Below are 22047 nucleotides of genomic sequence, written 5' to 3' on the forward strand. Positions count from 1 at the left end.
TACAGGTAATCCCTTTTTGGGTTTCCTTTCAAGTAAAAATAGATGAGGTGTAGAGATGAACGGATACGTATATTTAGTTGGTGCAGGGCCTGGTGATGAAGGACTTATTACAAAAAAGGCGATAGATTGTCTAAAGAAGGCAGATGTTGTTTTATATGACCGATTATTGAATCAAAGTTTACTTCGTTATACGAAGCCAACTTGTGAATTCGTCTATTGCGGAAAAATGCCAACAAATCATATTATGCGACAAGAAATGATTAACACGCATTTAATCCAATCTGCCAAAGAAGGTAAGACAGTCGTTCGCTTAAAAGGCGGAGATCCTTCTATTTTTGGACGCGTCGGTGAAGAAGCAACCGCTTTAGCTGAAGAAAATATTTTATATGAGATCGTCCCAGGTATTACATCTAGTATTGCAGCTAGTGCGTATGCCGGTATCCCTCTTACTCATCGTAATTACAGCAATAGTGTAACATTGTTAACTGGTCATACAAAAGGCGCAATTAGCGATCAAGTCAATTACAGTGCCCTCTTAAACAGCGATACAATCGCCTTTTACATGGGCGTTAAAAATCTACCTGTAATTTGTGAAAACTTGCTGCAAACAGGAAGAAAAAAGGATACTCCCGTAGCAGTCATTGAATGGGGTACAACCGGAAAACAGCGAGTTGTTACAGGTACACTCTCTACAATCGTCGATTCCGTAAAGAAAGAACATATTTCAAACCCTTCGATGACAATTGTTGGTGAGGTTGTATCTTTACGTAAACAAATTGCTTGGCAAGAACGCAAATCACTATACGGAAAAAAAGTTTTATTTGCTTCTGCAACGAACAAAACAAGTATACTAGCGCAGAAGTTACAAGAAGCTGGGGCAGAAATATATCAAATACCCACTTTCAAAAAGCAGGAACATGTATTAACATCCAATAAACTTTGTGAAATATTTAAAGCTGAGCGCCTTGTTTTCTGTTCACCTGAAAGTGTAGGAATCTTATTACAATCATGTGCGCAGCATCAAAAAGATATTCGCTCCTTACAAGCAACACTACAACATATGAATAGCACTACTCAAAAAGCATTAATGGACTATGGATTATTAAGCGAATCCGCAAGATCTTCTACCGAAACAACTATTTACTTAGGGCGAAATATCAATCGCATTGCCATCATTCAAGAAAAAATAGGGGCGGGTTCTCAGATCATAACACATGAATATAACATTGATCATCGTTTTGATGAAATTCATGCACGTACGCTAACTGAATTCGCATGGGATAGTATCGTATTTGAAGGTCGTGCTGCAATTGATACGTTTATATCCGAAGTACAACGCCTTGGTTTCAGCGATATTCTTCATTTGCCATTCTCATATGCCGATGAACTCACGCTGCAATATGCAAATAAAGTTGGATTCCATACTATCGATCACCAGCTGCAAACTATCATCAATGAGAAAGAAGTGGTGACAAGATGAAAGGCATTGTCTATATTGGACATGGTAGCCGATTACAAGAAGGCAATGAACAATTCATTCACTTTGTTAAGTCCGTTATAAAGGAGCGCAGCGAAAGTATCCAAAAGATCGGCTTTCTTGAACTAACAACACCGACTGTTCAGGATGCGATTGTAAAAGCGATTCAAGACGGCGCAACTGAGATTTTAATTGTCCCTGTTCTATTATTTGCAGCAGCCCATTATAAACGTGATGTCCCTTTTGAAATAAAAAAAATACAGAAGCTCTATCCACACATTACATTTTCAGTTGTGCCACCTTTTAGTACGCATCCGCTTATGATTGAACTTGTGATAAAACGAATACGTGAAGCTATACCAATAGAAAATAGCGAAATTATACTTGTCGGTCGTGGTAGTAGCGATCCTCAACCTATACATGAGTTGAAGCAAATTGGAGCAACTGTCGGGGAAAGGATTTCCTTACCAGTTTCCTGCTCCTTTTTAACAAAAGGAACGCCTTCTTTTACTGATGAACTCAATAACAAAGCAGCATCGGCAAAGCATGTATATGTCATGCCCTATCTTCTCTTCACCGGATTATTACTTCAAAAGATTAATCGGTACGCTAAAAAATACGCTAACGTTACAACTTGTAACTGTCTTCAATTTGATTCCTATATGAAATCCGCTTTGTTAGAGCGAATGGAGGAACATGTTCATGCATAACATCTACCCTATCATGTGTAATCTGCAGAACAAAACAGTTGTAATTATCGGTGGTGGAAAAATTGCATACCGAAAAGCGAGCGGATTAGAAAACACAGGAGCTTTTATCACTGTTGTGAGCCCGTATATTTGTGAGGAAATGAAAAACCTTTCCTATATTACATGGAAACAAAAAACATTTTCAGAAGAAGACATTAAAGACGCACATCTCATCTACGCTGCAACAAATTATCATGATGTAAATATGATGGTTAAACAAGCAGCACATGAATTTCAATGGGTTAATATCGTCAGTGATGGAAAAGAATCCTCCTTTCATACACCCGCAGTTATTCGCGATGATGAGTATGTTATAAGCATATCCACGTCAGGGAGAAGCCCATCCTTGGCCAAACGAATAAAAGAAAAACTAATGAAGGTTCTTCCTCAAGTTATAAAATAAAAAAGATGAACGAACCCCTCGTTCATCTTTTTAGCTTGCTTTAAAACCACCGCCAAGTACATCTCGTACTTCATGAATAACAACAAACGCATCTTCATCCACGTTACTGATTACTTGTTTTAATTTTACAAGCTCTTGCTTATTGATTACGACATATAGTACTTCCTTATTTTTTCCGGTATAACCACCGCGTCCTTCTAACACAGTAATACCGCGTGTCATATGTTTCGTAATCGTTTCACGAATTAAATCTGGTTGACTTGATATAATTGTAACTGCTGTTTTCGTATTAATTCCTTCGACAATGAAGTCGATTACTTTTGCTCCAACAAATTTACCTTGTTGGTATGAAAAGGTGAAGTTATCCTTCTCAAATACTCCCTACCTTACCTCCCCATGCATTTCTCTTACAAAAGTGTAATCTTACTGTAAGCTAATTCGATAGTGATTTCTCTCTACATTTCGTACAATTAGGTCAGAAAGTAACAACAACCATTCGAAAAGGAGCGGATACGCATGATGAACAAAATGAAAACAAACAAATTCGTAAATACAATGAGCATGGTGTTATCCACTCTTATCGATGCAAAAGCGGTTGCTACTTCATTAAACAAGTAAGGAGAGATTATAATGAACAACATTACTTTTAACAAATTAGATTTTATTGGACTTGCTAGCGGCGCGGCTCTTCTTACAGCTTTCATTTACGCTGCTACGCTTCTATAATTTTGTGTCCCCTTTCCCCTTTATATAGATAATAATAGAAAAAACGACCGTCTATGCCCGGTCGTTTTTTCCTATTTGCTCATGTTTTTTAATGTTTCTGTTAGTTCTTCAAATGTTTCGTTCAATTGATCTGTCATCATTTTCATCGCTGTTTTTCGGTCTACTGTCTCTCCCGCTTCTATTTGAATCGGATCACCGAAAATCAATTGTGCTCTTTTTCCTTTTATTAATTCCTTTACACTTGACGGTCCAACATAAGCTGCTGGTACTAAAGGAACATTCGAACGCATTGCGATTGTAACGGCTCCTGCTTTTAAAGAAACATCTTCTGACGATCTCGTTCCACTTGGAAAAATACCTACTACTTTACCGTCTTTTAATAAACGAGATGGAATTTTTAATGTACTTGGTCCTGGATTCGCACGATCTACCGGAAAAGCATTTACATTCTTAAAAAACCAATTTGTAAACTTACTTTCAAATAATTCTTTTTTCGCCATATAATGAATTTCTGTTGGATACATACCTGCCGCTAACATTAAAACATCCATAAAACTTGTATGTGTACAAGCAACAACATACGGCCCACCCTCAGGTAACTTTTCTCTCCCTTGAACCTCCACTTTTCCAAGCGTTTTAAATATATATTTCAACGAAAATGTAATTGGTTTATACATTCGTTTTGTTCCTTTCTCCATGTCAAAGGTTTAATCATTCTCTTACAAGAATTATAACACTAAGTTTTAGTAGTTGGTATTAAAAATAAGTGACAATTTATAAAAATTAATTCTTACAAAAATGTAATCTTACTGTAAGCTAATTCGATAGTGACTTCTCTCTACATTTCGTACAATTAAGTCAGAAAGTAACAAAGTAACAACAACCATTCGAAAAGGAGCGGTTGTTACTTCATTAAACAAGTAAGGAGAGATTATGATGAACAACATTACTTTTAACAAATTAGATTTTATCGGACTAGCTAGTGGCTCTGCTCTTCTTACAGCTTTCATTTATGCCGCTACACTCCTATAAATTTTGTGTCCCCTTTCCCCTTTATATAGATAGTAATAGAAAGACGACCGTCTATGCCCGGTCGTCTTTCTTATTATGCCTTTCTTTCTTGTAATTCCTTTAATAATTGAATCATTTCTGCTTGTTGTTTTATTTTTTTACGGCCATTTCGATTAATCGCCGCAAGCTCGCAAGCAATTCCAACAGCAAGGAAAAACAATAAACTTTCCGACATATAAAATCCTCCAAATGCATTGTCTATTAGACAGCTCTACGTAACGGTTCTTCTTGTAAAACCTGCTTATTTTTACTTTCTTCTTTGCGCTGACATACGTTATTTCGAATAAGAGCTGTCATAACAAGCAATGTTCCTACTATATCAAAAGTTGTTATTTTATATCCTTGCATCATCATAATAACCAATGTAGTAATTGGCACAAAGTTAATAAATAAAATCCCGTTAATCGATGATAAAATTTTTACACCATAGTTCCAGGCAAGTAGCGCTACAATACCCGGTAATGTCATCATAAATAATAAATCGTACTTAACGATAGAAAGTATTTCCGCACTTGGTACTGGCACATAGCCTAGCATTGTAATGATTATTGTTATAACACCTGTTACAGCTGTACCAAATACACATGTCAATGTAGAATAGCGAAGCGTCGACCAGTCACTAAATACTTGGCCACCCATCGTGTAGACTACCCATCCCACAACACCTATAAAAATAAATGCTAGCGAAAATAGATTATCTTTCAATGTAAGAAAGAAACTCATATCACCTTTTGTAATAACAAAAACAGCTCCAACAAAAGCAATAACCATACTTGTTATCATATACTTCTTCGGTTTTATATGTTTATATCCCCACAGAATACAAATTGAAATCATTGGCATAAGCGCCTCCATAATAGAAGCTACCATAACGCCAGGTTTCCCCATCATCATTTGACCTAAAAAAACAAGCACATTATATACAGTAAACGCCATCGTTCCGAAAAAGACGAGTAGCTTGCCTTTCCCTTCTAAACGGAATGCCTTCTTACCTTCTTTCATCAATAACAATAAAACTAATATAATCGCTACTGCCCCATAACGAATAAATGAAAAATAAAATGGATCTATATACTCTAGTGCATGATCTGCAACTGGAAACATCGCTCCCCATGACATGCTTGCAATTAAACATGCTAGTGCCCCCATTATCATTTGACTTTTTCTCACTGTAATCCCCCGCTTCTATGTAAATCTTGATACATTGCACAATGAGCATTGTAAAAGAAAAAATATATCACGTAAAATGATTCAAAATGATGTTAACTATCATTTATAATGATAGTTAACATCAAGGGGGAATACTTAGTGGAACTTCGAGACTTACAAATTTTTCAGTGCGTTGCAGATTACGGAAGTATCAGTAAAGCCGCAAAAGAATTAAATTATGTACAATCCAATGTAACAGCACGTATTAAACAATTAGAAAACGAGCTCAAAATGCCGCTTTTTTATCGCCATAAAAAAGGGATGACGTTAAATGCAGAAGGAAGAAAAATGCTTGTTTACGTTAATAAAATTTTGCAAGATGTTGAAGAACTAAAACAAGTATTTCTGGATAATGATACTCCATCTGGTATTTTAAAAATTGGTACAGTCGAAACAGTACGTACATTACCAACCATACTCTCTTCTTACTATAAAAAATATCCAAATGTCGATTTGTCACTACAAGCTGGTTTGACAGAGGAGCTTATGAAAGAAGTGATTGACCACCAATTAGATGGTGCCTTTATATCAGGGCCCATTAAACATCCATTATTAGAACAATATAATGTATGTACAGAAAAGCTCGTTCTCATTACACAAAATAAAGCCTTTCATATAGATGAATTTATAACAACGCCACTTCTCGTCTTTAATCAAGGATGTGGATATCGTTCAAAACTAGAACGCTGGCTCAAAGATGAAGGATTACTCCCAAAAAGAATTATGGAATTCAATGTACTAGAGACAATTTTAAACAGCGTCGCACTCGGCCTTGGAATTACGCTCGTTCCACAATCTGCCGTTCAGTATCTTTCTACGACAGGTAAGATTCATTGTCACCCAATCCCTGAAAAATACGGTAGCATTTCAACCGTATTTATCCGCCGGAAAGATACCTATATGACAAACTCGATGCGAAGCTTTTTAAAAACGATAGAGGAGCACCATCATATCAATATGCTTTAAGAGACATTCTTACACGAATGTCTTTTTTTCTTACAAAACTGTAATTCTTCCGTAAGCTAATTCGATAGTTACTCCTGCCTATATTTCATATAATTAAGACAGAAACAAGGGCAACGACAAACATTCGAAAAGGAGCGGATACGCATGATGAACAAAATGAAAACAAATAAATTCGTAAATACAATGGGCATGGTGCTATCTGCCCTAATCGATGCAAAAGCGGTTGCTACAACTTTAAACAAATAAGGAGAGATACCTATGAACAACATTACTTTTAACAAATTAGACTTTATCGGACTTGCTAGCGGTGCAGCTCTTCTTACAGGTTTTATTTATGCACTGGCACAAGGTATTGTCTTATAAAATTGTTTCCCGTAACCCCTTTATATAGAGAAAAAGGCTGCTCGTCTCATAGACAAGCAGCCTTTCTCAATTCGTTTCATATATAACTTGACCCGTTTTACTTATATCGTATCCACCAATTGCTCGCAGTTCATTTTGGAATTCTGTCGATTGCAATATTTCTTTTACTGCTTCAATGAGTTTTTCGTTTTCTTTATTTTTTAAGATTACCAAGTCATATTGCTCTTTCATAAGTGGAATAAAATCTACATTCACAATTTGAGCTACCTTTTCTGCCCCTACACCAACATCGGCTTTTCCGTTAGCAATTTGAGAAGCAACTCCAAGGTGATTCGACTCTTCCCAATCATAACCTCGAATCGTTGTTTTCGCCAAATTTTGAATTCTTACCTGTTCATCTACTAACACTCGAATTCCCGATCCTTTTTCACGATTCACATATTGAATCGACGAATTACTTAAGTCAGCCCATGTTTGTATTCCTTTTGGATTTCCTTTTTGTACGTAAAACCCAACATTTCTCGCTAATAAGTTCACCACAATACACGGCTGTCCAACTAAAATCCGTTTTACATATGGGATGTTATATTCCCTTGTATCGCCATCAAACAAATGTAAACTAACAATACTTCCGTCTCCTTGAGATAGTTTAATTAAACTTATTAGACTTCCCTGATAAGCCCTAAGCATACTAGAGCCTGGTAAAAGCCTTTCAAGGTGTTTTGCTAGCACATCTAATGTTAATTCTTGTCCACTAATCACACAGGAAGATTCCCTGTTCTTCTTCTCTAGTTTCATAGAAACCTGCTGCACTTTCCCTGTTTTCATTTGTTTAATATATTCTTCTAAATCCGATGCATCAATACGCATTTGTCTACCAACCCTATAAGAAGGTAGTTCTCCCTTTTTAATTAAATCATACACTGTTAACTTTGAAACTTTTAGTCGATTTGCTACCTCTTCCGTTGTGTAGGAATGATGATCCATAGACGATTCCTCACTTTCTTTTTCCATTGTAACAAAGAAAGAAAATTTCTCCTATTTTTTCAAAAAGTGATTTATTTCACATTATATTTAGTTATATCTATTTATAATTAAATATAATTAGTTATAATTAATATGATGAAAAAGAAAGGGGATTATATGTATGAACAAATTTACATTACGGTACATTGGGGTATTCGTCCTGTCTTTTCTTCTTATTTTGAGTAGCGCTTGCGCAAATGGGGAAAAGAAAGAAAAAACAAATGCTAAAGAAGAAAAACAGGTTGAACTCACAATATCTGCAGCTGCAAGTTTACAAGATGCTTTCAAAGAAATTGAAAAAGAATATAAACAGAAAGAACCAAATATAAAACTCTCTTTTAATTTCGGTGGTTCTGGTGCACTTCAGCAGCAAATTGAACAAGGAGCTCCTGCGGATTTATTCTTCTCTGCAGCAGAAGACAAATTCCAAACGCTTGTGAAAAAAGGATTTATCAATGAAAAAGAGGGGAAAAATCTTCTAGGAAACGAACTTGTTTTAGTCGTTCCAAAAGAGAGCTCCATTAAAACATTTCAAGAATTAAAAGAAGAAAAAGTGAAGAAACTAGCAATTGGTACACCTGAGTCTGTCCCGGCTGGAAAATATGCAAAGGCTTCTCTTACACATGAAAATTTATGGAACGACCTTCAAAACAAAATCGTATTAACAAAAGACGTCCGCCAAGTGTTAACATATGTAGAAACAGGGAATGTGGACGCTGGAATTGTATACAAAACCGATGCCCTTATTTCAGACAAAGTAAAAATCGCAAATACTGCACCCGCTAATTCTCATGAACCGATCCACTATCCAGTAGGAGTTATAAAAGAATCTAAGCATAAGAAAGAGGCGACTTCATTCTATGAATATTTGCAGTCAAAAGATGCACAATCTATCTTTAAAAAATATGGATTTACAATCCTATCGTAACAACTATGACATTTGATACACTTTGGTCGCCTGTTTTTCTTTCCTTAAAAGTAGCTGCACTCGCCACCATTATTGTTATGATTTTGGGCACGGTTATTGGACGAATATTAGCACGCTCCTCATGGCGATATAAAGTGTTATTAGAAACTATTTTTCTATTACCGATGGTGCTTCCGCCAACTGTTATTGGGTTCTTTCTCATTATTGTTTTTGGGAATAACAGCCCTGTTGGGAAGTGGGTTGAATCATTATTTCAACAATCAATTATGTTTACATCATGGGCAGCTGTCATTGCTTCAACAGTTGTTTCATTTCCGCTGATGTATCAATCGGCAAAGACAGGGTTTTCTATTGCAAACAAGCAAATTGAAGAAGGTGCTCGTGATCTTGGAGCAAGTGAATATCAAGTCTTTTTACACGTCACATTACCACTTGCATTTCCTGCACTACTTAGCGGCATGATTTTAAGCTTTGTGCGTGCACTTGGCGAGTTTGGAGCAACACTTATGTTTGCTGGTAATATTCCAGGAAAGACACAAACGATTCCTACAGCCATTTATATGGCGATCGATGCAAGTAATATGCAGCTTGCTTGGACGCTTGTTATCATAACAGTTGGTATGTCACTCCTCTTCTTATTGTCCATCCAACTCATTAATAAAAGAATTACTACTTCTTAAGGCAGCTTTCGACAAAGGCTGCCTTTATATTTCCCGAAAAATAAACTGTTTTGTTGAATAAAATAATTTATCCCGCATTAGCAGGCAGCAACCCCTTCATTGATTAAAGTTTCCCCTTATCACAACCTTACAAAACTGTAATCCTACTGTAAGCTAATTCGATAGTTACTACTTTCCTTATTGCATATAATTAAGTCATAAAGTAAAGCCAATGGGAATTAGGTTGTCCCCCCTTTTCCCATTACTAAAAAAGAGCTAAATAACTTTATCCCCCCCTTTATAAAAAAAGACCTCAATTTTTGAGGTCTTTTTTATCGCGGTAAAATAACAGAATTTTAATATTTATAGAAATATACATTCTATTTGAATTTACTTTCTAAAACAGTCGCTTTCCTGTTATTATATTTAGGTATTTGAAAAAAATGAAGAAATGAAAACGTATTTATATTGTACATTCTTCATTTTGTTTTAACGATCGGTAATCTCCCAACTTCTAAGTGGGAAATTACCGATCGTTAGAACGAATTAAAAATTATATTAATATAGAGAAATGAAGGGAGTCTTGTAATGGACATTTTATTAGCGCTTCTCCCTGCAATTGCATGGGGAAACATCTTATTAGTTAGCGTAAAAATGGGCGGTGGTGCATACAGCCAAACGGTAGGTATGACAATCGGTGCTCTATTCTTCGCAACAATTATGTATGTATTTACTCAACCAGCTTTAACGATGACAGTCTTAATCGTCGGCTTCATTTCAGGTTTATTCTGGGCTTTAGGACAAGTAAACCAATTAAAAACAGTTGAAAAACTAGGTGTTTCAACCACTGTAACGATTTCTACTGGTATGCAACTTGTTGCGACTTCTATCTTTGGCGTTATCGCTTTTCGTGAGTGGACTACTACTACTACAATCATTCTGGGAACGATTGCAATCCTTTTAATTGTAGTCGGTGTTGTCTTCACTTCATTAGATGATAAAGAAAATGCTCAACCACCAGGACAACTGAAAAAAGGACTTTTAACTTTAATTGTTTCTACATTCGGTTACCTTGTATATGTAATTATTATTCGTTGGTACAATATTGATGGTTGGTCTGCTATTTTACCGCAAGCAGTCGGTATGTTTGTCGGAGCAGTTGTATTGACATCTAAACATAAACCATTTAACAAATATGCAATTCGTAATGCTTTATCTGGCCTACTTTGGGGAACAGGTAACTTATTCTTACTTCTTTCTTTACCAAGAGTTGGAGTAGCAACAAGCTTCCCATTATCTCAAACTGGTATCGTTATCTCTACATTTGGAGCAATCGTCTTCTTAGGCGAAAAGAAAACAAAGCGTCAAATGGTATTTATTGCACTAGGTAGTGTTCTCATTATCGGCGGTGCTGTTCTACTTGGTATGACAAAAGCATAATGCTATTTTCATAAAGTCCGACAATTTAAAAGTCGGGCTTTTTTATAACTTAAAAAGGTTAAGGCGCGAAAAGTATATAGAAGCGAATACAACTTTTCAACCTTATATTTATTTTCCATTACTTTATGTAACCGGACGTATATATGATATGGTGTAAAGAAGAGTTTTTTGTTGAAATTCAAAATTCTAGCTATTCCTCTGCAATAATAGAGGAAAAATGAAGTCGTTATAGAAATTATTTAAAATCTAAGAAATGGATGCCTCGTTCACTCTCATACTCGAGGTCTATATTCCCATATATATGGATTATCTCTGCTTCAAGCTATTCAATTCTTAATGAACACGATCTACAAGTTATCCAATCCCCTAACGTTGCAGCCTATTTAAAAGAAAAATAGTTTTGTAGTATATATATATTGGTTTTTTATACCAAATGTTTTTATTTTTTGATTATTAGACCAAAAAATAAAATAAGAATATCCTTTTGAATACAAATTTAGGTAAAATTGAGTTGTATGTGATTTGTTAAGGTGGGAGAAAAATGAACTCAAAAATTAAAGAACTACGAAAAAAAAATGGCGATACGTTAAAAAGCTTAGCTGAAAAAATTAATTATGATTATAGTAACCTTTCAAAAATTGAACGCGGCATTTATACACCTTCTTTAACATTATTAAAAAAAATTGCAAATATTTATGAGGTAGATATGTGGGATCTTTTAAATGATGAAGATGAAGAAAAGCATAAAAAAAATGAAAAAGAGTTTCTTCAAGATTTAGATATGGATTCAAAGGAACTACTGTACAAATACAATATTACACTCGATGGGAAAAATATTACTGAAGATGAACTTGAATTTATTATTCATATTATTCGCAAGCTGCGTCAAGCAGTAGATAACACAACAATTCAATTGAAAAGTCAGAATAATCGAAACTAATTATCTTTTCGGTCATGTCTAGTACATTATCCTCCGCGGCAATAATAATACAATGACCATGCACTTCTTCAACTTCATCGTTCTTCACCTTTTCTTGTAAAGATATTAAATAGACATTTTTTAATGGATCTATTATACAGTAAAGAACTTTTCCCCCTCCCCAAGCTTCTTTATAAATAGTGAATAATTTATCAGCTGTCTCTTTTCTACTGAAAATCTCTTGAGGGGTTCTATTAACAAATTGTTCCCTCTTTAAGCCTATTAATTTTAAGAGCCTGGGGTCTATATCTGTATAAATAAACTCGTCATTATCTTTCCGAAATTTAAAAATCATTTCACCATATATTGCTTCATAATCTGCTATTAACTTATAAAGGACGCCAGCTAAGTTTACATTCCTCTCCATACATTCCTCCTAAAAACTTGATTATATATGTTATATGAAAAAATACATTTATCTTTCATAAATCTATACATATTCACAAAGAATACATATAAGGAACCCAAAATCAGTAAGTTATTAAAAAAACCAGCGTCTTAATATAACATATATATTGTGATAAACACAATATATATACAGAATATTTAAAACATAGTTTATATAGATGGATTATAATCTACACAATGCCATAAAGTGAAACTTTAACCAGCGGGGGCTTACTGCCCGCGAATAGCGGGATAAATAGAACTAACCTCTTTTGTATGAATCATTAACCCTTAACAATTCGATTTTCATAGTAGAGATCGTCCACGTGAATAACTGAATAAGACTTTTCTTTTTACAATCTTCTCCCATCAATGTTATCGTTTTTTATAATATATTTTAAATAGAAAGGGACACTTGATATGCTAAAGAAACATAGAATTTTATTTATTGGAGCTGGCCGTATGGCAGAGGCCATTTTTGCCGGACTTCTCAAAACAAGTAACGAACACATTGAAAAAATTATCGTATCTAATAGAAGTAATATAGTAAAACTTAAACAATTAGAAGAAAAATATAATATCTCCGTTACAAGTGATTGGAAACAACACATCAAAATTGTGGATACCATTGTTTTAGCGATGCCACCTGCTGCTCATGAACAATTATTATCAGAGTTATCCCCTCTTCTAACCAATCAGCTTGTTGTAACAGTTGCCGCCGGGATCGGTCCATCTTATTTAGAAGAAAAACTTCCTTCAGGCACACCTGTTGCCTGGATTATGCCAAATACAGCTGCAACAATAGGAAAGTCTATTTCTCTCTATGCAACAGGTAATTTTGTAAATAGTGAACATCAAGAAACACTGCAACTACTCTTAAAGGGGATTGGCACAGCGCAACTCTGCACAGAAGAAGAAATACATCAACTTACCGCTGTTACTGGAAGTGCTCCCGCATTCCTTTACCACTTTGCTGAAGGATTAATTGAGGCAACAAAAAGCTATGGAATTGATAAGGCTACAGCAAAACACCTCGTTATTCAAATGATCGCCGGCTCTGCTGCTATGCTTGAACAAGAACAAGATCCAGCTATGCTTCGCGAACAAGTGACAACACCAGGTGGCTCAACTGCAGAAGGTTTGAAAGTTCTATATGAGAATAATTTTTCTAAGATCCTTTCTCAAGCAATTGAAGAAACAAATAAAAAAGCTAGGGGAAAATAATATGAAAGTAACAAGCCTACAAGATTGCACAACATTATATAACGGTGTAAAAATGCAAACATCTTTGATTTTGAATTAAGCCTTTAAATGAAACAACCTTGTTGGCCCCGTCCCTGATCGTTTTGATTCTCAAGAGAAAAGTCACTGTGTAATCGTGCAGTGACTTTTCCTCCTTTGTTAGAAAACTGAAAATTACAACTATATAACATCCCGTTGACAGTTCTTTTATCAAGGTGTAAGATTTTGAATAATCAAAGAAACAAAAAATTAATATAACTCATTTGTTTACTCATTGTATCAAGAGAGGTGGAGGGACTGGCCCTTTGAAACCTCGGCAGCAGGTTCATTTTGAATACTGTGCCACTTCCTGCAAGCATTATGCTTGAAAGATAGAATGAGGGACTTCGTTTATATATAGGTACATGCCTTGTAAACAAAAATCCCTCTTTCTCAATATGAAAAGAGGGATTTTTTCTTTCCCTCATACTTAATAACAACACAATTTAGGGAGGAATTTTACATGAAGAAGAAATTTGTACCTGCTGTCGCATCTGTTTTAGGAGCAAGCCTTTTATTAACAGGTTGCGGTAGTTATAAAGACGAAGCAAGTGGAGCAAAAGCGAAAGATAAAGCTCCTGATAAACAAATATTGAACTTAGCCACAGGCACAGAAATTCGTACGATGGATACTGCACGTGCTACAGATACTGACTCTGGTCAAGTAATGAGAAATGTATTTGAAGGTTTATATAACCTCGGCGAAGGAAATAAACCTGTTCCTGGTGTAGCGAAATCTCATGACGTAAGTCCCGATAAAACGAAATATACGTTCCATTTACGAGATTCTAAGTGGTCAAATGGTACTCCTGTTACAGCAAAAGATTTCCTCTTTGCTTGGCAACGTGCCGTTGATCCGGCGACAGCTTCTGAATACGCATTTCTATTTTTTGATATAAAAAATGCGAAAAAGATTAATAGTAAAGAACTTCCGGCTGATCAGCTTGGTGTAAAAGCAATCGACGATCACACTTTTGAAGTAGAGTTAGAGCGCCCTGTGCCCTATTTCATTAGCTTGACTGCATTCCCAACATTTTTACCTATTAACGAGGAATTCTTCAAATCACAAGGCGATAAATATGCTTTAGAAGATAATACAATTCTTTATAATGGTGCCTTTACATTAAGTGATTGGAAACACGAACAAAGCTTTAAGTTTAAGAAGAATACCAACTATTGGGATAAGGATAATGTGAAACTTGAAGAAATTAATTTTAATGTTGTCAAAGATCATTCAACGGCTGTTAATTTATATGAATCTAAACAAATTGATCGTCTTACTTTAACATCGGACCTTGTTGATAAATATCGCAAAGATAGTAACTTTAAAGAACGACCAGATGTTGGCGTACAATTTGTACGTATGAACCAGAAAAATAAAACGCTGCAAAATATAAATGTCCGCAAAGCTATTGATAAATCAATAGATAAAAAGGCTTTTGTAAATGTTCTCTTAAATGATGGATCTCTTCCTGCCTACTCCCTAGTGCCAAAAAATTTCGCTAAAGGGCCAGATGGAAAAGACTTCCGCGAAGAGAATGGGAATTTAACAAAAGAAAATACAAAAGAGGCACAACAATTTTGGAAACAAGCAAAACAAGAATTAGGATCTGATAAAATTTCAATTGAATTATTAACAAGTGATGGCGATCTACCTAGAAAAACAGGTGAATATTTAAAAGAACAACTGGAGAAAAATTTAGAAGGATTAACAGTAAACGTGAAGCCACAACCACGTAAACAACAAGTCACATTATTACTGCAAGGAAATTATGAAATTGCTATCGACGGATGGAGCCCGGATTTTGCTGATCCAATTACATTCTTAGAGTTATTTACAACTGATAACCCATATAACTTAGATCACTATTCTAACAAGGAATTTGATGACTTAATCCAAAAAGTTAAAACCGACTTAGCTGGTGATGAAAAAGCACGTTGGGAAGCTTTAAAACAAGCAGAAAAAATCTTATTTAAAGATGCCGTGATCTCTCCTCTTTATCAAAATGGAACAACATACTTAGAGCGTTCTTATGTAAAAGGCGTAGTTGAAGTTGATTTTGCGGGACCACTTAATTTCAAATGGGCTAAAATTGAAAAATAAAGCCTCAATGAGAAGAAAAGGAATCCTTCACCAGGATTCCTTTTTCTTTACGCTTCTTTTATTACAACTCTCTTCTTCAATACGATTGATACCCCCACAGCGATTAAAGCTACAATTTGTGTGACAACAATTATAAATAATAGAGAGATAATATTTCCTTTTAAATCCCCACCACCAAATACTATTGCGAAATAACCCTCCGCGGCATATGTTGCGGGAAATAATTCACCGATTGTTTGATATGTTTTTGATAACATAGCATGTGGTACTATCACACCAGAACTTACAAGTTGTAATGAAAGCGAAATAATATTAAATAACATGCCTGCATTTCCAAATAAAACAAGGAACATCTGGGTTAATGATAGGAAAGCAAAAAAGACAATAGCTTGGAATAACCACACATTCCCTATCGTTTCTTGAGATTCAACTTGAAAGCCTTTCATTAAACCAATTGTAATGCAGGCTAGTAGAATGGATACTATACCGTTAATCGCTTGTCGTGAAAGAAAATTACTCCAATCTCCTCCCACTTCTTTCGCCACTTTGGATAACTCCACACTCATGACCATAGCTCCTACAAATGAGGCTAGCACAATCATAAGCGGTACCATATTTACAGAAAATCCTTCTGCATTATGAACCTTATAAACAGTAAATCCAACTGAGTCTCCTGTTAAGCTTTTGATCACCTCTATATTTTCAGGACTCATATCTTGTAGTTTTCCAGTAACTATTTGCCGCTTATAATTTGATATCTCTTTATTTACATTGTCATGTACTTGCTTAGCAACTCCCTCCATCATTTGTTTAGCCATCATAGAGTTTGCTTGGTTAATATGGAAGTTTAAATCTGTCTTGCCCTTTTCACTTATATTCTTTGAAAAAGAAGCTGGAATTTCAATAATCATATCGTATGAATGTTTATCCATTTCTCTTTTTGCTGTTTCCATAGACTTCTCTTTCGTTACTTGAAAAGGCAAATTTTTCTTTAATTCTTCTCCTATTTTGCTCCCCATATTCGCATCTTGGTTCACGATGGCGATTTTCATTTCATTGGCTCTTTCATTTACTCCATCATACGCTGTAAGCCAAATACAAAAGAAAATAAGCTGAAATGCTAATGCCACCACAATCCCTATATACGTACCTGGCATTTTTAAAAATTGTTTTAATATATTCATGCTTCCTCCCTCCAGCAAGCAAGTACATACTTGCATTTTGTTTTAAATAAATACTAGGGTCTTAGTGCCCTAGTATATAAGGTTATATTATTTTCAATAAAATCCTCATCATTTATTTCCATAAGTCGATTTTCAAAACGTAATTTAGATAAAAAGTAACCAAAATTAATCCATATAAAGTTCATTACTTGAGCTTCAATATTTGTATCAATAATTTTTCCTTTTCGTTGCATTTGTGCAAAATAACTCATCAATTCTTCTTTTAAACCTTTTGGTATTTTGGCAATTTCCTCATCTAATTCAGGAAACAAGCCCGTTTCACGTATACCAATAGAAATGATGTCTTTTGCTTCATTCAAAAATTTATGATAATGCCTTGCTAAATTCTTTAAATCTGTTTCTAATTCCCACACAATTTCTGTTTGTAAAAATCGTTGTAAATGCGGCACATATGAAAATTCATAAACGGCTGCTTCAATGACGCCCTTTTTGTTTTTAAAGTTACGAAAGATCGTTACTTCATTAACACCAGCGCGTATTGCAATTTCTTTTGTTGTTGCTGCCTTATATCCTTTTTCTTTCACTAATTCAATTGCTGCTTGAATAATTTTGTCTGCTGTCTTTGAGCGCGCCATACAATCCTCTCTCCCTAATGCAAGTGATCACTTACATTTAGATTATATAACTTTTCTAATTATTGTCAATCCATTTTTTGCAAATCACTAAGAACGATATTCGTATAAACAGCAAAAAAACTGAACTATAGTTAATATAAAACTAAATAAGAGTATTACTAATATACTCATATGTAGAGATGGATAAAAGATAGTAATTGCTACCCACACACTCATACTAAAAAAGACGAATTGAGCAATGAATCCTGTTGGTTTCAGCCATATCCTCGTCTGGTGTTTTGTGATTTTCACTAAAAAACCAATAATTGAAAATAAAGTTAATGCAATAAATGCTAGCCATCTTCCATAAGTAATATCGTAGGGTTCAATTTGGCTTGGAAATATGAAATGTATGATACGAAATAATAGCATCCCCATGCCGATACAAATAATTAATGCAAGGAAGCATTCTATACTAGCCTTTAAGAGAGAAGATAAAATTTGTTTTCTTTTCCCTATTACTTCTATCATTTCATTCAACACACCAATTATAAATAATACAAAAAACCATATAATGAAATAAAAAGGAGTCTCTAATTTCAATAATTCCGCAATTGAATAGAATAGCATTTTCCACATATATACGCCCTCACCTTTTCTTACACTTCTATCTCTTCAAACTGTAAATTCGCTGGTTCTTCAGACAGAGTCTCATAAAAATTTTCTGCTAAGTCTGTCGATGGTACCTTTTCATCAACTTCATCCAATCGAAAACTATCAGCCCATATACAACCTTTTCCTGATAATAAAATACCAAATGCAATACCAAGTGCTTCTTCTTTTATATCTAAAACAACTGAATATGGTTGCCAGTTTGATGTATTTTTAATGGGGCGATTTTGCATATTATCCATTGCTAATGGCTCTGTATCTTTTCCATCTACACGCATCCACAGCCCTGCCCAATCTTTTACATCCTCACTTTTAATAAAAGCCGTTAAACGCAAACGCTTCCCCCTATATTTGTCCGCCTTAAATATCTGCATCAACGTTGTAAACCCACCATGTGTAACACCTTCTCTCGCCTGTATATAAGCTGATGCTCTTCCTTGATGAACAGTCTCATAATCTAATCCCATTTCGTATTCTGTAGGATGACTTCCGCTTAATACCCATCCCTTTGGTAAGCCTTTTTGCATTGAAATTCCCTCCCTTTCTATATAAAACGATTGAAAATATGTACGATATCTTTTTGGCGGCAAATGAAACATGCGCTTAAATGCCCTTGTAAATGCTTCTTGTGAAGAAAAACCATATTGAATTGCAATGTCAAGAACTGGCCTTTCTGTCATTACTAATGTTTGCGCCGCATGTGTTAACCTTCTTTTTCGTACATATTCAGCAACGCTCATCCCTAGATAACTTTGAAAAATACGATGAAAATGATACATGGATATAGCGCTATAAGAAGCAACTTTTTCTGTTGTAAGTTCTTCATTTAAATGTTCTTCAATATACAAAACAGCTTTGTTCATAACCTCTTCATATTCTCCATACATTTTAGTCCCTCCTCACACTCTAAATTTACCATATACATACAATTGTTTTTTGATTTGAATTGCGAAATATCTCGTATAGCAAAGGCAATAAATTATTCAAAACACATACATAATTACATAAAAATGGGAAAAACTAATGTGGAAGAGAAGATATACTAAGGAGGAATATATAATGAGAATTCTACTTTCTGTTCTATTAACACTTATGCTAGTACCGGCATTAGCAGGCTGTAAAGCACCTGCAAAAGAAGATGCAACCTCTGATAAAAAGACTACAGAGAATGCAAAAGATGAAGCACCTGCGGATTTAAAACTAAATTTTAACGAATTCAGTTTAGATACAGATTATCAGGATACGAAAAAAGATTATGAAGCTGACTATAAAAATAAAGCTGCTGATAAAAAGATGGAAGCAAAAATTGAAGACCATAAAACTGATGTGAAATTCACAGGTGACGAAGCAATTACAAAACTAAGCCCGCTTTTACAAAAGTTAAAGTTTGATAAAGATACACCTGATCAAGAAGTAATCGATCAAGTTGTAGATGTATTCCAATTAGACAAAGACTATCAAAAATTTGATTTAGAAGTTGTTTTCTCAGATGGTACGAAGAAAGAATATAAAAAGGAAATAAAATAAAGAAGTAGGCGATTGCCTACTTCTTTATTTTTCACTTTTTAACAATATATTGTAAACTAAGTTTAGAATCAATAGAATATTCTAGACCACATACAGATGACTTTTGCAAACAAGAATATAATTGGACTTTGTAGAAAGGGGATTAACCACGGATCCTTTGCTTATGGCTGTTATAGGATTACCGTTAACAATCGTTATTTTAGTAATAATTGGCTTCTATAAATTATTTATTAAAAAGAAAAGTATAACCTCTTTCTATACCCCATTCGATAATATTACTGGACAAACAATTTCAGAATTTCACGAGGAACAGAAAGTTTTAGTAGCTGAAGATGAAGACGGCGATGGGAAAAAGAAAAAATAACCTTGCGCATCGCAAGGTTATTTTTGAAATTCTTCCAGAAAACGTTTATAGTACGTGGAAGCTGTTGAAAAATGTACTTCTATATCTCGAATTAATGATGAATCTTCTTCTTTTGCTAATTTATCCAGCTTTTTCATTGCTTGTTCTGTCTCATTTAAGAAACCAATATACAACTCATGTTCTTGTTCTTTTGACTTAGGTACACGAATCTCTTTACGCATATGATCAATGTCCTCTAACATACTCGCTGTTACTTTTTGTACATCTTCTTTAAATTGCGGATGAACTAATGCTTTTCCGCCTTTTTCTTTTGCTTCTTCAAATAATTTTACTGATTCATTTAACTCTTTGTTCATTTTCTCATCGTACTTCTTATGCACATCACGATATACTTTCAGATCTTCTTGCTGATCTGCCGATTGTTCTACTTTTTCTGTCGGTTCTTTTGTATCCTCATTTCCAGTACATCCTGCTAGCAGGAGCATACTTCCAAGCAAGGCAATCCCCCATACTTTCTTCATTTATTACTCTCCTTTTATCTACGTCTACTACTTATCTCCACTGTTATTATAACGAGAACGCCTCAAATTGTGCACTTATAGACATAATTTTATATACATACCCTCATTTTTGTCACAGTATCGTCACTTTATACGAACAAGATCTTCATAGTCTCCTCTTTGTACCTTACTAAATAAAATTATATAAGAAAAATAAAAAAATACACCTAGTGAAATAAATATATTGATTTCGCTTACAAACAACAGTATAATTGAAAACGATTTTCAATATCGATTTATATATGGTAATAAGGAGATGTTTTAGGATGAGAGGAAAAAAATGGGCCTTTTCTATTTTAGCCGCTATTCTACTTTTTGCTTTAACAGCATGTGGTAGTGATAAGGGGACGGCACAGGCCAATAAAAAGGATAACAGCAATGCAGAAACAATTACTGTAAAACATGATTTAGGTACTACAAAAATAAAAGGAAAACCGAAAAAAATCGTTGTGCTAGAGTTTTCTTTCTTAGACGCTTTGGCTAACTTAAATATTTCTCCTGTAGGAATCGCTGATGATAGTAAGCCCGAACGCATTATTCCAGAAATAAAAGATAAAGTAAAGGATTATACATCTGTTGGTTCACGTAAACAACCAAATGTTGAAGTGATTAGTTCATTGCAACCAGATTTAATTATTATCGACTCTAGTCGTCAAAGTCATAAAGATATTTATAAGCAATTAAGTGATATCGCACCAACAATTGGCTTCCAAAGTTCAAATCAAACTTATGATCAAACACTCGAACAGTTTAAACAAATTGCGCATGCGGTTGGAGAAGACAAAAAAGGGGAAGAAGTATTAAAAAAACATAATGAAAAAGTAGCCCAGTTCCAAAAAGAACTAGATGAAAGTAAATTTAAAGATTTAGTTATTGCTCCAGCTCACGCAACAGTAGATAAAATGTTTTTACACTCAGACATTTCATATGTAGGAACAATCTTTAAAAAGCTTGGCCTTTCAACTGCACTACAAGATAAAGATGCACAAGCATTTAAAGAAACAGCTGGTGGCCCATACTATAGCGTTAACTTAGAGCAATTCTTAAAAATAAATCCAGATGTTCTATTCCTAATGACAGATGGCGAAAAAACAATTGAAAAGGATTGGGAAACAGAAGCACTCTGGAAAGAAACAAAAGTCGCAAACAACAAACAAATCTACTATTTTGACCGTATGAAATGGGCTCGTTTCCGTGGATTAATTCCAGCTGAAATTATTATGGATCAAACAATCGATACACTGAAAAAGGTAGAAAAGAAATAATAGTAAACAAAGTAAGGTGTATGTGGAGTAGTAGCTTACTTCTACGTATATACCTTACTTTTTTATTTATGATAAAAGGAGCGATTAAAGAAC

The 22047-nt window shown here is 34.6% G+C and carries 26 protein-coding genes, 1 pseudogene and 1 riboswitch; of the genes and pseudogenes, 16 read left to right on the plus strand and 11 right to left on the minus strand.

The features are described from left to right. The first annotated feature begins 55 nt into the window (after nucleotides 1–55). From CN373_RS11865 to CN373_RS11875, 3 genes are read left to right on the plus strand one after another with little or no spacing between them, the layout of a single operon-like run. Entirely contained in the window at nucleotides 56–1480 is a 1425-nt protein-coding gene (locus CN373_RS11865) for a uroporphyrin-III C-methyltransferase (protein ID WP_001014919.1), read from the plus strand. Further along, nucleotides 1477–2187: a sirohydrochlorin chelatase gene (locus CN373_RS11870; protein ID WP_000676442.1), complete on the plus strand. Its 711-nt coding sequence runs from the start codon at nucleotides 1477–1479 to the stop codon at nucleotides 2185–2187. Before CN373_RS11865 ends, CN373_RS11870 begins: the two co-directional genes overlap by 4 nt. Continuing rightward, nucleotides 2180–2629 carry a precorrin-2 dehydrogenase gene (locus CN373_RS11875; RefSeq protein WP_000551588.1) on the plus strand — a complete coding sequence of 150 codons (450 nt, stop codon included), beginning with the start codon at nucleotides 2180–2182 and terminating at the stop codon, nucleotides 2627–2629. Before CN373_RS11870 ends, CN373_RS11875 begins: the two co-directional genes overlap by 8 nt. 30 nt (nucleotides 2630–2659) lie before the next feature. Here CN373_RS11875 and CN373_RS11880 read toward each other — a convergent pair. Further along, a pseudogene (locus CN373_RS11880) lies at nucleotides 2660–2962 on the minus strand (YitT family protein); the annotation flags it as partial. Nucleotides 2963–3259: 297 nt separating this feature from the next. On the opposite strand from CN373_RS11880, the gene CN373_RS11890 reads away from it, so the two are divergent. Then, the gene (locus CN373_RS11890) at nucleotides 3260–3355 is read left to right on the plus strand and encodes a DUF3948 family protein (RefSeq protein WP_098359434.1); all 96 of its coding nucleotides are present in this window, start codon (nucleotides 3260–3262) and stop codon (nucleotides 3353–3355) included. Nucleotides 3356–3426: 71 nt separating this feature from the next. Here CN373_RS11890 and CN373_RS11895 read toward each other — a convergent pair whose 3' ends face one another. Beyond that, nucleotides 3427–4032 (minus strand): lysophospholipid acyltransferase family protein, encoded by a 606-nt coding sequence (locus tag CN373_RS11895; protein ID WP_098359444.1) that lies wholly within the window; start codon nucleotides 4030–4032, stop codon nucleotides 3427–3429. A gap of 259 nt (nucleotides 4033–4291) precedes the next feature. Here CN373_RS11895 and CN373_RS11900 point away from each other — a divergent pair, with 259 nt between their 5' ends. Then, on the plus strand, nucleotides 4292–4387 hold the full coding sequence (locus CN373_RS11900) for a DUF3948 family protein (RefSeq protein ID WP_018767156.1): 96 nt from the start codon (nucleotides 4292–4294) through the stop codon (nucleotides 4385–4387). A 73-nt stretch (nucleotides 4388–4460) separates the two neighbouring features. On the opposite strand, the gene CN373_RS11905 is transcribed toward CN373_RS11900, so the two are convergent. Continuing rightward, nucleotides 4461–4601 carry a YrzO family protein gene (locus CN373_RS11905; RefSeq protein WP_000004410.1) on the minus strand — a complete coding sequence of 47 codons (141 nt, stop codon included), beginning with the start codon at nucleotides 4599–4601 and terminating at the stop codon, nucleotides 4461–4463. A gap of 26 nt (nucleotides 4602–4627) precedes the next feature. Beyond that, nucleotides 4628–5596, minus strand: a complete 969-nt coding sequence (locus tag CN373_RS11910; protein ID WP_001232325.1) for a DMT family transporter — start codon at nucleotides 5594–5596, stop codon at nucleotides 4628–4630. Nucleotides 5597–5734: 138 nt separating this feature from the next. Here CN373_RS11910 and CN373_RS11915 point away from each other — a divergent pair, with 138 nt between their 5' ends. Next, the gene (locus CN373_RS11915; RefSeq protein ID WP_000423043.1) at nucleotides 5735–6601 is read left to right on the plus strand and encodes a LysR family transcriptional regulator; all 867 of its coding nucleotides are present in this window, start codon (nucleotides 5735–5737) and stop codon (nucleotides 6599–6601) included. Nucleotides 6602–6859: 258 nt separating this feature from the next. Next, complete coding sequence (locus CN373_RS11925; RefSeq protein ID WP_001059996.1) at nucleotides 6860–6964, plus strand: DUF3948 family protein; 105 nt, start codon at nucleotides 6860–6862, stop codon at nucleotides 6962–6964. 66 nt (nucleotides 6965–7030) lie between these two features. Here CN373_RS11925 and CN373_RS11930 read toward each other — a convergent pair whose 3' ends face one another. After that, complete coding sequence (locus tag CN373_RS11930; RefSeq protein WP_000410254.1) at nucleotides 7031–7978, minus strand: substrate-binding domain-containing protein; 948 nt, start codon at nucleotides 7976–7978, stop codon at nucleotides 7031–7033. A gap of 133 nt (nucleotides 7979–8111) precedes the next feature. Here CN373_RS11930 and modA point away from each other — a divergent pair, with 133 nt between their 5' ends. The 4 genes from modA to CN373_RS11950 all read left to right on the plus strand — a co-directional run bounded on the left by modA (nucleotide 8112) and on the right by CN373_RS11950 (nucleotide 11957). After that, the gene (gene modA / locus CN373_RS11935) at nucleotides 8112–8918 is read left to right on the plus strand and encodes a molybdate ABC transporter substrate-binding protein (protein ID WP_001032256.1); all 807 of its coding nucleotides are present in this window, start codon (nucleotides 8112–8114) and stop codon (nucleotides 8916–8918) included. A 5-nt stretch (nucleotides 8919–8923) separates the two neighbouring features. Next, nucleotides 8924–9598: a molybdate ABC transporter permease subunit gene (modB, locus tag CN373_RS11940; protein ID WP_098359435.1), complete on the plus strand. Its 675-nt coding sequence runs from the start codon at nucleotides 8924–8926 to the stop codon at nucleotides 9596–9598. A 567-nt stretch (nucleotides 9599–10165) separates the two neighbouring features. Further along, a complete protein-coding gene (locus CN373_RS11945; protein WP_000353547.1) occupies nucleotides 10166–11017 on the plus strand; it encodes a GRP family sugar transporter in 852 nt (283 codons plus the stop codon). Between the two features lie 541 nt (nucleotides 11018–11558). Next, complete coding sequence (locus CN373_RS11950; protein WP_098359436.1) at nucleotides 11559–11957, plus strand: helix-turn-helix domain-containing protein; 399 nt, start codon at nucleotides 11559–11561, stop codon at nucleotides 11955–11957. On the opposite strand, the gene CN373_RS11955 is transcribed toward CN373_RS11950, so the two are convergent. After that, nucleotides 11887–12363 (minus strand): hypothetical protein, encoded by a 477-nt coding sequence (locus tag CN373_RS11955; protein ID WP_000440866.1) that lies wholly within the window; start codon nucleotides 12361–12363, stop codon nucleotides 11887–11889. The genes CN373_RS11950 and CN373_RS11955 overlap by 71 nt on opposite strands. 440 nt (nucleotides 12364–12803) lie before the next feature. On the opposite strand from CN373_RS11955, the gene proC reads away from it, so the two are divergent. Beyond that, entirely contained in the window at nucleotides 12804–13607 is an 804-nt protein-coding gene (proC, locus tag CN373_RS11960; protein ID WP_000913450.1) for a pyrroline-5-carboxylate reductase, read from the plus strand. A 291-nt stretch (nucleotides 13608–13898) separates the two neighbouring features. Beyond that, nucleotides 13899–14003, plus strand: a riboswitch (SAM riboswitch). Between the two features lie 124 nt (nucleotides 14004–14127). After that, the gene (locus CN373_RS11965) at nucleotides 14128–15768 is read left to right on the plus strand and encodes a peptide ABC transporter substrate-binding protein (RefSeq protein ID WP_000726436.1); all 1641 of its coding nucleotides are present in this window, start codon (nucleotides 14128–14130) and stop codon (nucleotides 15766–15768) included. A gap of 47 nt (nucleotides 15769–15815) precedes the next feature. On the opposite strand, the gene CN373_RS11970 is transcribed toward CN373_RS11965, so the two are convergent. From CN373_RS11970 to CN373_RS11985, 4 genes are all read right to left on the minus strand, one after another. Next, complete coding sequence (locus tag CN373_RS11970; protein WP_001023504.1) at nucleotides 15816–16952, minus strand: YhgE/Pip domain-containing protein; 1137 nt, start codon at nucleotides 16950–16952, stop codon at nucleotides 15816–15818. A gap of 53 nt (nucleotides 16953–17005) precedes the next feature. Further along, the gene (locus CN373_RS11975; RefSeq protein ID WP_000124363.1) at nucleotides 17006–17587 is read right to left on the minus strand and encodes a TetR/AcrR family transcriptional regulator; all 582 of its coding nucleotides are present in this window, start codon (nucleotides 17585–17587) and stop codon (nucleotides 17006–17008) included. Between the two features lie 87 nt (nucleotides 17588–17674). Then, nucleotides 17675–18205: a hypothetical protein gene (locus tag CN373_RS11980; protein ID WP_000265746.1), complete on the minus strand. Its 531-nt coding sequence runs from the start codon at nucleotides 18203–18205 to the stop codon at nucleotides 17675–17677. A 20-nt stretch (nucleotides 18206–18225) separates the two neighbouring features. Beyond that, the gene (locus tag CN373_RS11985; protein ID WP_098359437.1) at nucleotides 18226–19125 is read right to left on the minus strand and encodes a helix-turn-helix transcriptional regulator; all 900 of its coding nucleotides are present in this window, start codon (nucleotides 19123–19125) and stop codon (nucleotides 18226–18228) included. Nucleotides 19126–19297: 172 nt separating this feature from the next. Between CN373_RS11985 and CN373_RS11990 the strand changes: the two genes are divergently transcribed. Beyond that, the gene (locus tag CN373_RS11990) at nucleotides 19298–19765 is read left to right on the plus strand and encodes a YusW family protein (protein WP_098359438.1); all 468 of its coding nucleotides are present in this window, start codon (nucleotides 19298–19300) and stop codon (nucleotides 19763–19765) included. A 163-nt stretch (nucleotides 19766–19928) separates the two neighbouring features. Then, on the plus strand, nucleotides 19929–20129 hold the full coding sequence (locus CN373_RS11995; RefSeq protein ID WP_000268360.1) for a DUF3951 domain-containing protein: 201 nt from the start codon (nucleotides 19929–19931) through the stop codon (nucleotides 20127–20129). Nucleotides 20130–20146: 17 nt separating this feature from the next. Here CN373_RS11995 and CN373_RS12000 read toward each other — a convergent pair whose 3' ends face one another. After that, nucleotides 20147–20650, minus strand: coding sequence for a hypothetical protein (locus tag CN373_RS12000; RefSeq protein WP_000758395.1), 504 nt, complete (start codon nucleotides 20648–20650; stop codon nucleotides 20147–20149). 305 nt (nucleotides 20651–20955) lie between these two features. Between CN373_RS12000 and CN373_RS12005 the strand changes: the two genes are divergently transcribed. Next, complete coding sequence (locus CN373_RS12005; protein ID WP_098359439.1) at nucleotides 20956–21954, plus strand: ABC transporter substrate-binding protein; 999 nt, start codon at nucleotides 20956–20958, stop codon at nucleotides 21952–21954. Nucleotides 21955–22047: the final 93 nt, after the last annotated feature.

The organism is Bacillus cereus, assembly GCF_002561295.1.
GTDB classification, from domain to species: domain Bacteria; phylum Bacillota; class Bacilli; order Bacillales; family Bacillaceae_G; genus Bacillus_A; species Bacillus_A cereus_S.

Coding starts and splice junctions, on each gene's coding strand:
- CN373_RS11865 (WP_001014919.1), top strand. CDS start 56: ATGAACGGATACGTATATTTAGTTGGTGCAGGGCCTGGTGATGAAGGA.
- CN373_RS11870 (WP_000676442.1), top strand. CDS start 1,477: ATGAAAGGCATTGTCTATATTGGACATGGTAGCCGATTACAAGAAGGC.
- CN373_RS11875 (WP_000551588.1), top strand. CDS start 2,180: ATGCATAACATCTACCCTATCATGTGTAATCTGCAGAACAAAACAGTT.
- CN373_RS11890 (WP_098359434.1), top strand. CDS start 3,260: ATGAACAACATTACTTTTAACAAATTAGATTTTATTGGACTTGCTAGC.
- CN373_RS11895 (WP_098359444.1), bottom strand. CDS start 4,032: ATGTATAAACCAATTACATTTTCGTTGAAATATATATTTAAAACGCTT.
- CN373_RS11900 (WP_018767156.1), top strand. CDS start 4,292: ATGAACAACATTACTTTTAACAAATTAGATTTTATCGGACTAGCTAGT.
- CN373_RS11905 (WP_000004410.1), bottom strand. CDS start 4,601: ATGTCGGAAAGTTTATTGTTTTTCCTTGCTGTTGGAATTGCTTGCGAG.
- CN373_RS11925 (WP_001059996.1), top strand. CDS start 6,860: ATGAACAACATTACTTTTAACAAATTAGACTTTATCGGACTTGCTAGC.
- CN373_RS11930 (WP_000410254.1), bottom strand. CDS start 7,978: ATGGAAAAAGAAAGTGAGGAATCGTCTATGGATCATCATTCCTACACA.
- modA (WP_001032256.1), top strand. CDS start 8,112: ATGAACAAATTTACATTACGGTACATTGGGGTATTCGTCCTGTCTTTT.
- modB (WP_098359435.1), top strand. CDS start 8,924: ATGACATTTGATACACTTTGGTCGCCTGTTTTTCTTTCCTTAAAAGTA.
- CN373_RS11945 (WP_000353547.1), top strand. CDS start 10,166: ATGGACATTTTATTAGCGCTTCTCCCTGCAATTGCATGGGGAAACATC.
- CN373_RS11950 (WP_098359436.1), top strand. CDS start 11,559: ATGAACTCAAAAATTAAAGAACTACGAAAAAAAAATGGCGATACGTTA.
- CN373_RS11955 (WP_000440866.1), bottom strand. CDS start 12,363: ATGGAGAGGAATGTAAACTTAGCTGGCGTCCTTTATAAGTTAATAGCA.
- proC (WP_000913450.1), top strand. CDS start 12,804: ATGCTAAAGAAACATAGAATTTTATTTATTGGAGCTGGCCGTATGGCA.
- CN373_RS11965 (WP_000726436.1), top strand. CDS start 14,128: ATGAAGAAGAAATTTGTACCTGCTGTCGCATCTGTTTTAGGAGCAAGC.
- CN373_RS11970 (WP_001023504.1), bottom strand. CDS start 16,952: ATGAATATATTAAAACAATTTTTAAAAATGCCAGGTACGTATATAGGG.
- CN373_RS11975 (WP_000124363.1), bottom strand. CDS start 17,587: ATGGCGCGCTCAAAGACAGCAGACAAAATTATTCAAGCAGCAATTGAA.
- CN373_RS11980 (WP_000265746.1), bottom strand. CDS start 18,205: ATGTGGAAAATGCTATTCTATTCAATTGCGGAATTATTGAAATTAGAG.
- CN373_RS11985 (WP_098359437.1), bottom strand. CDS start 19,125: ATGTATGGAGAATATGAAGAGGTTATGAACAAAGCTGTTTTGTATATT.
- CN373_RS11990 (WP_098359438.1), top strand. CDS start 19,298: ATGAGAATTCTACTTTCTGTTCTATTAACACTTATGCTAGTACCGGCA.
- CN373_RS11995 (WP_000268360.1), top strand. CDS start 19,929: ATGGCTGTTATAGGATTACCGTTAACAATCGTTATTTTAGTAATAATT.
- CN373_RS12000 (WP_000758395.1), bottom strand. CDS start 20,650: ATGAAGAAAGTATGGGGGATTGCCTTGCTTGGAAGTATGCTCCTGCTA.
- CN373_RS12005 (WP_098359439.1), top strand. CDS start 20,956: ATGAGAGGAAAAAAATGGGCCTTTTCTATTTTAGCCGCTATTCTACTT.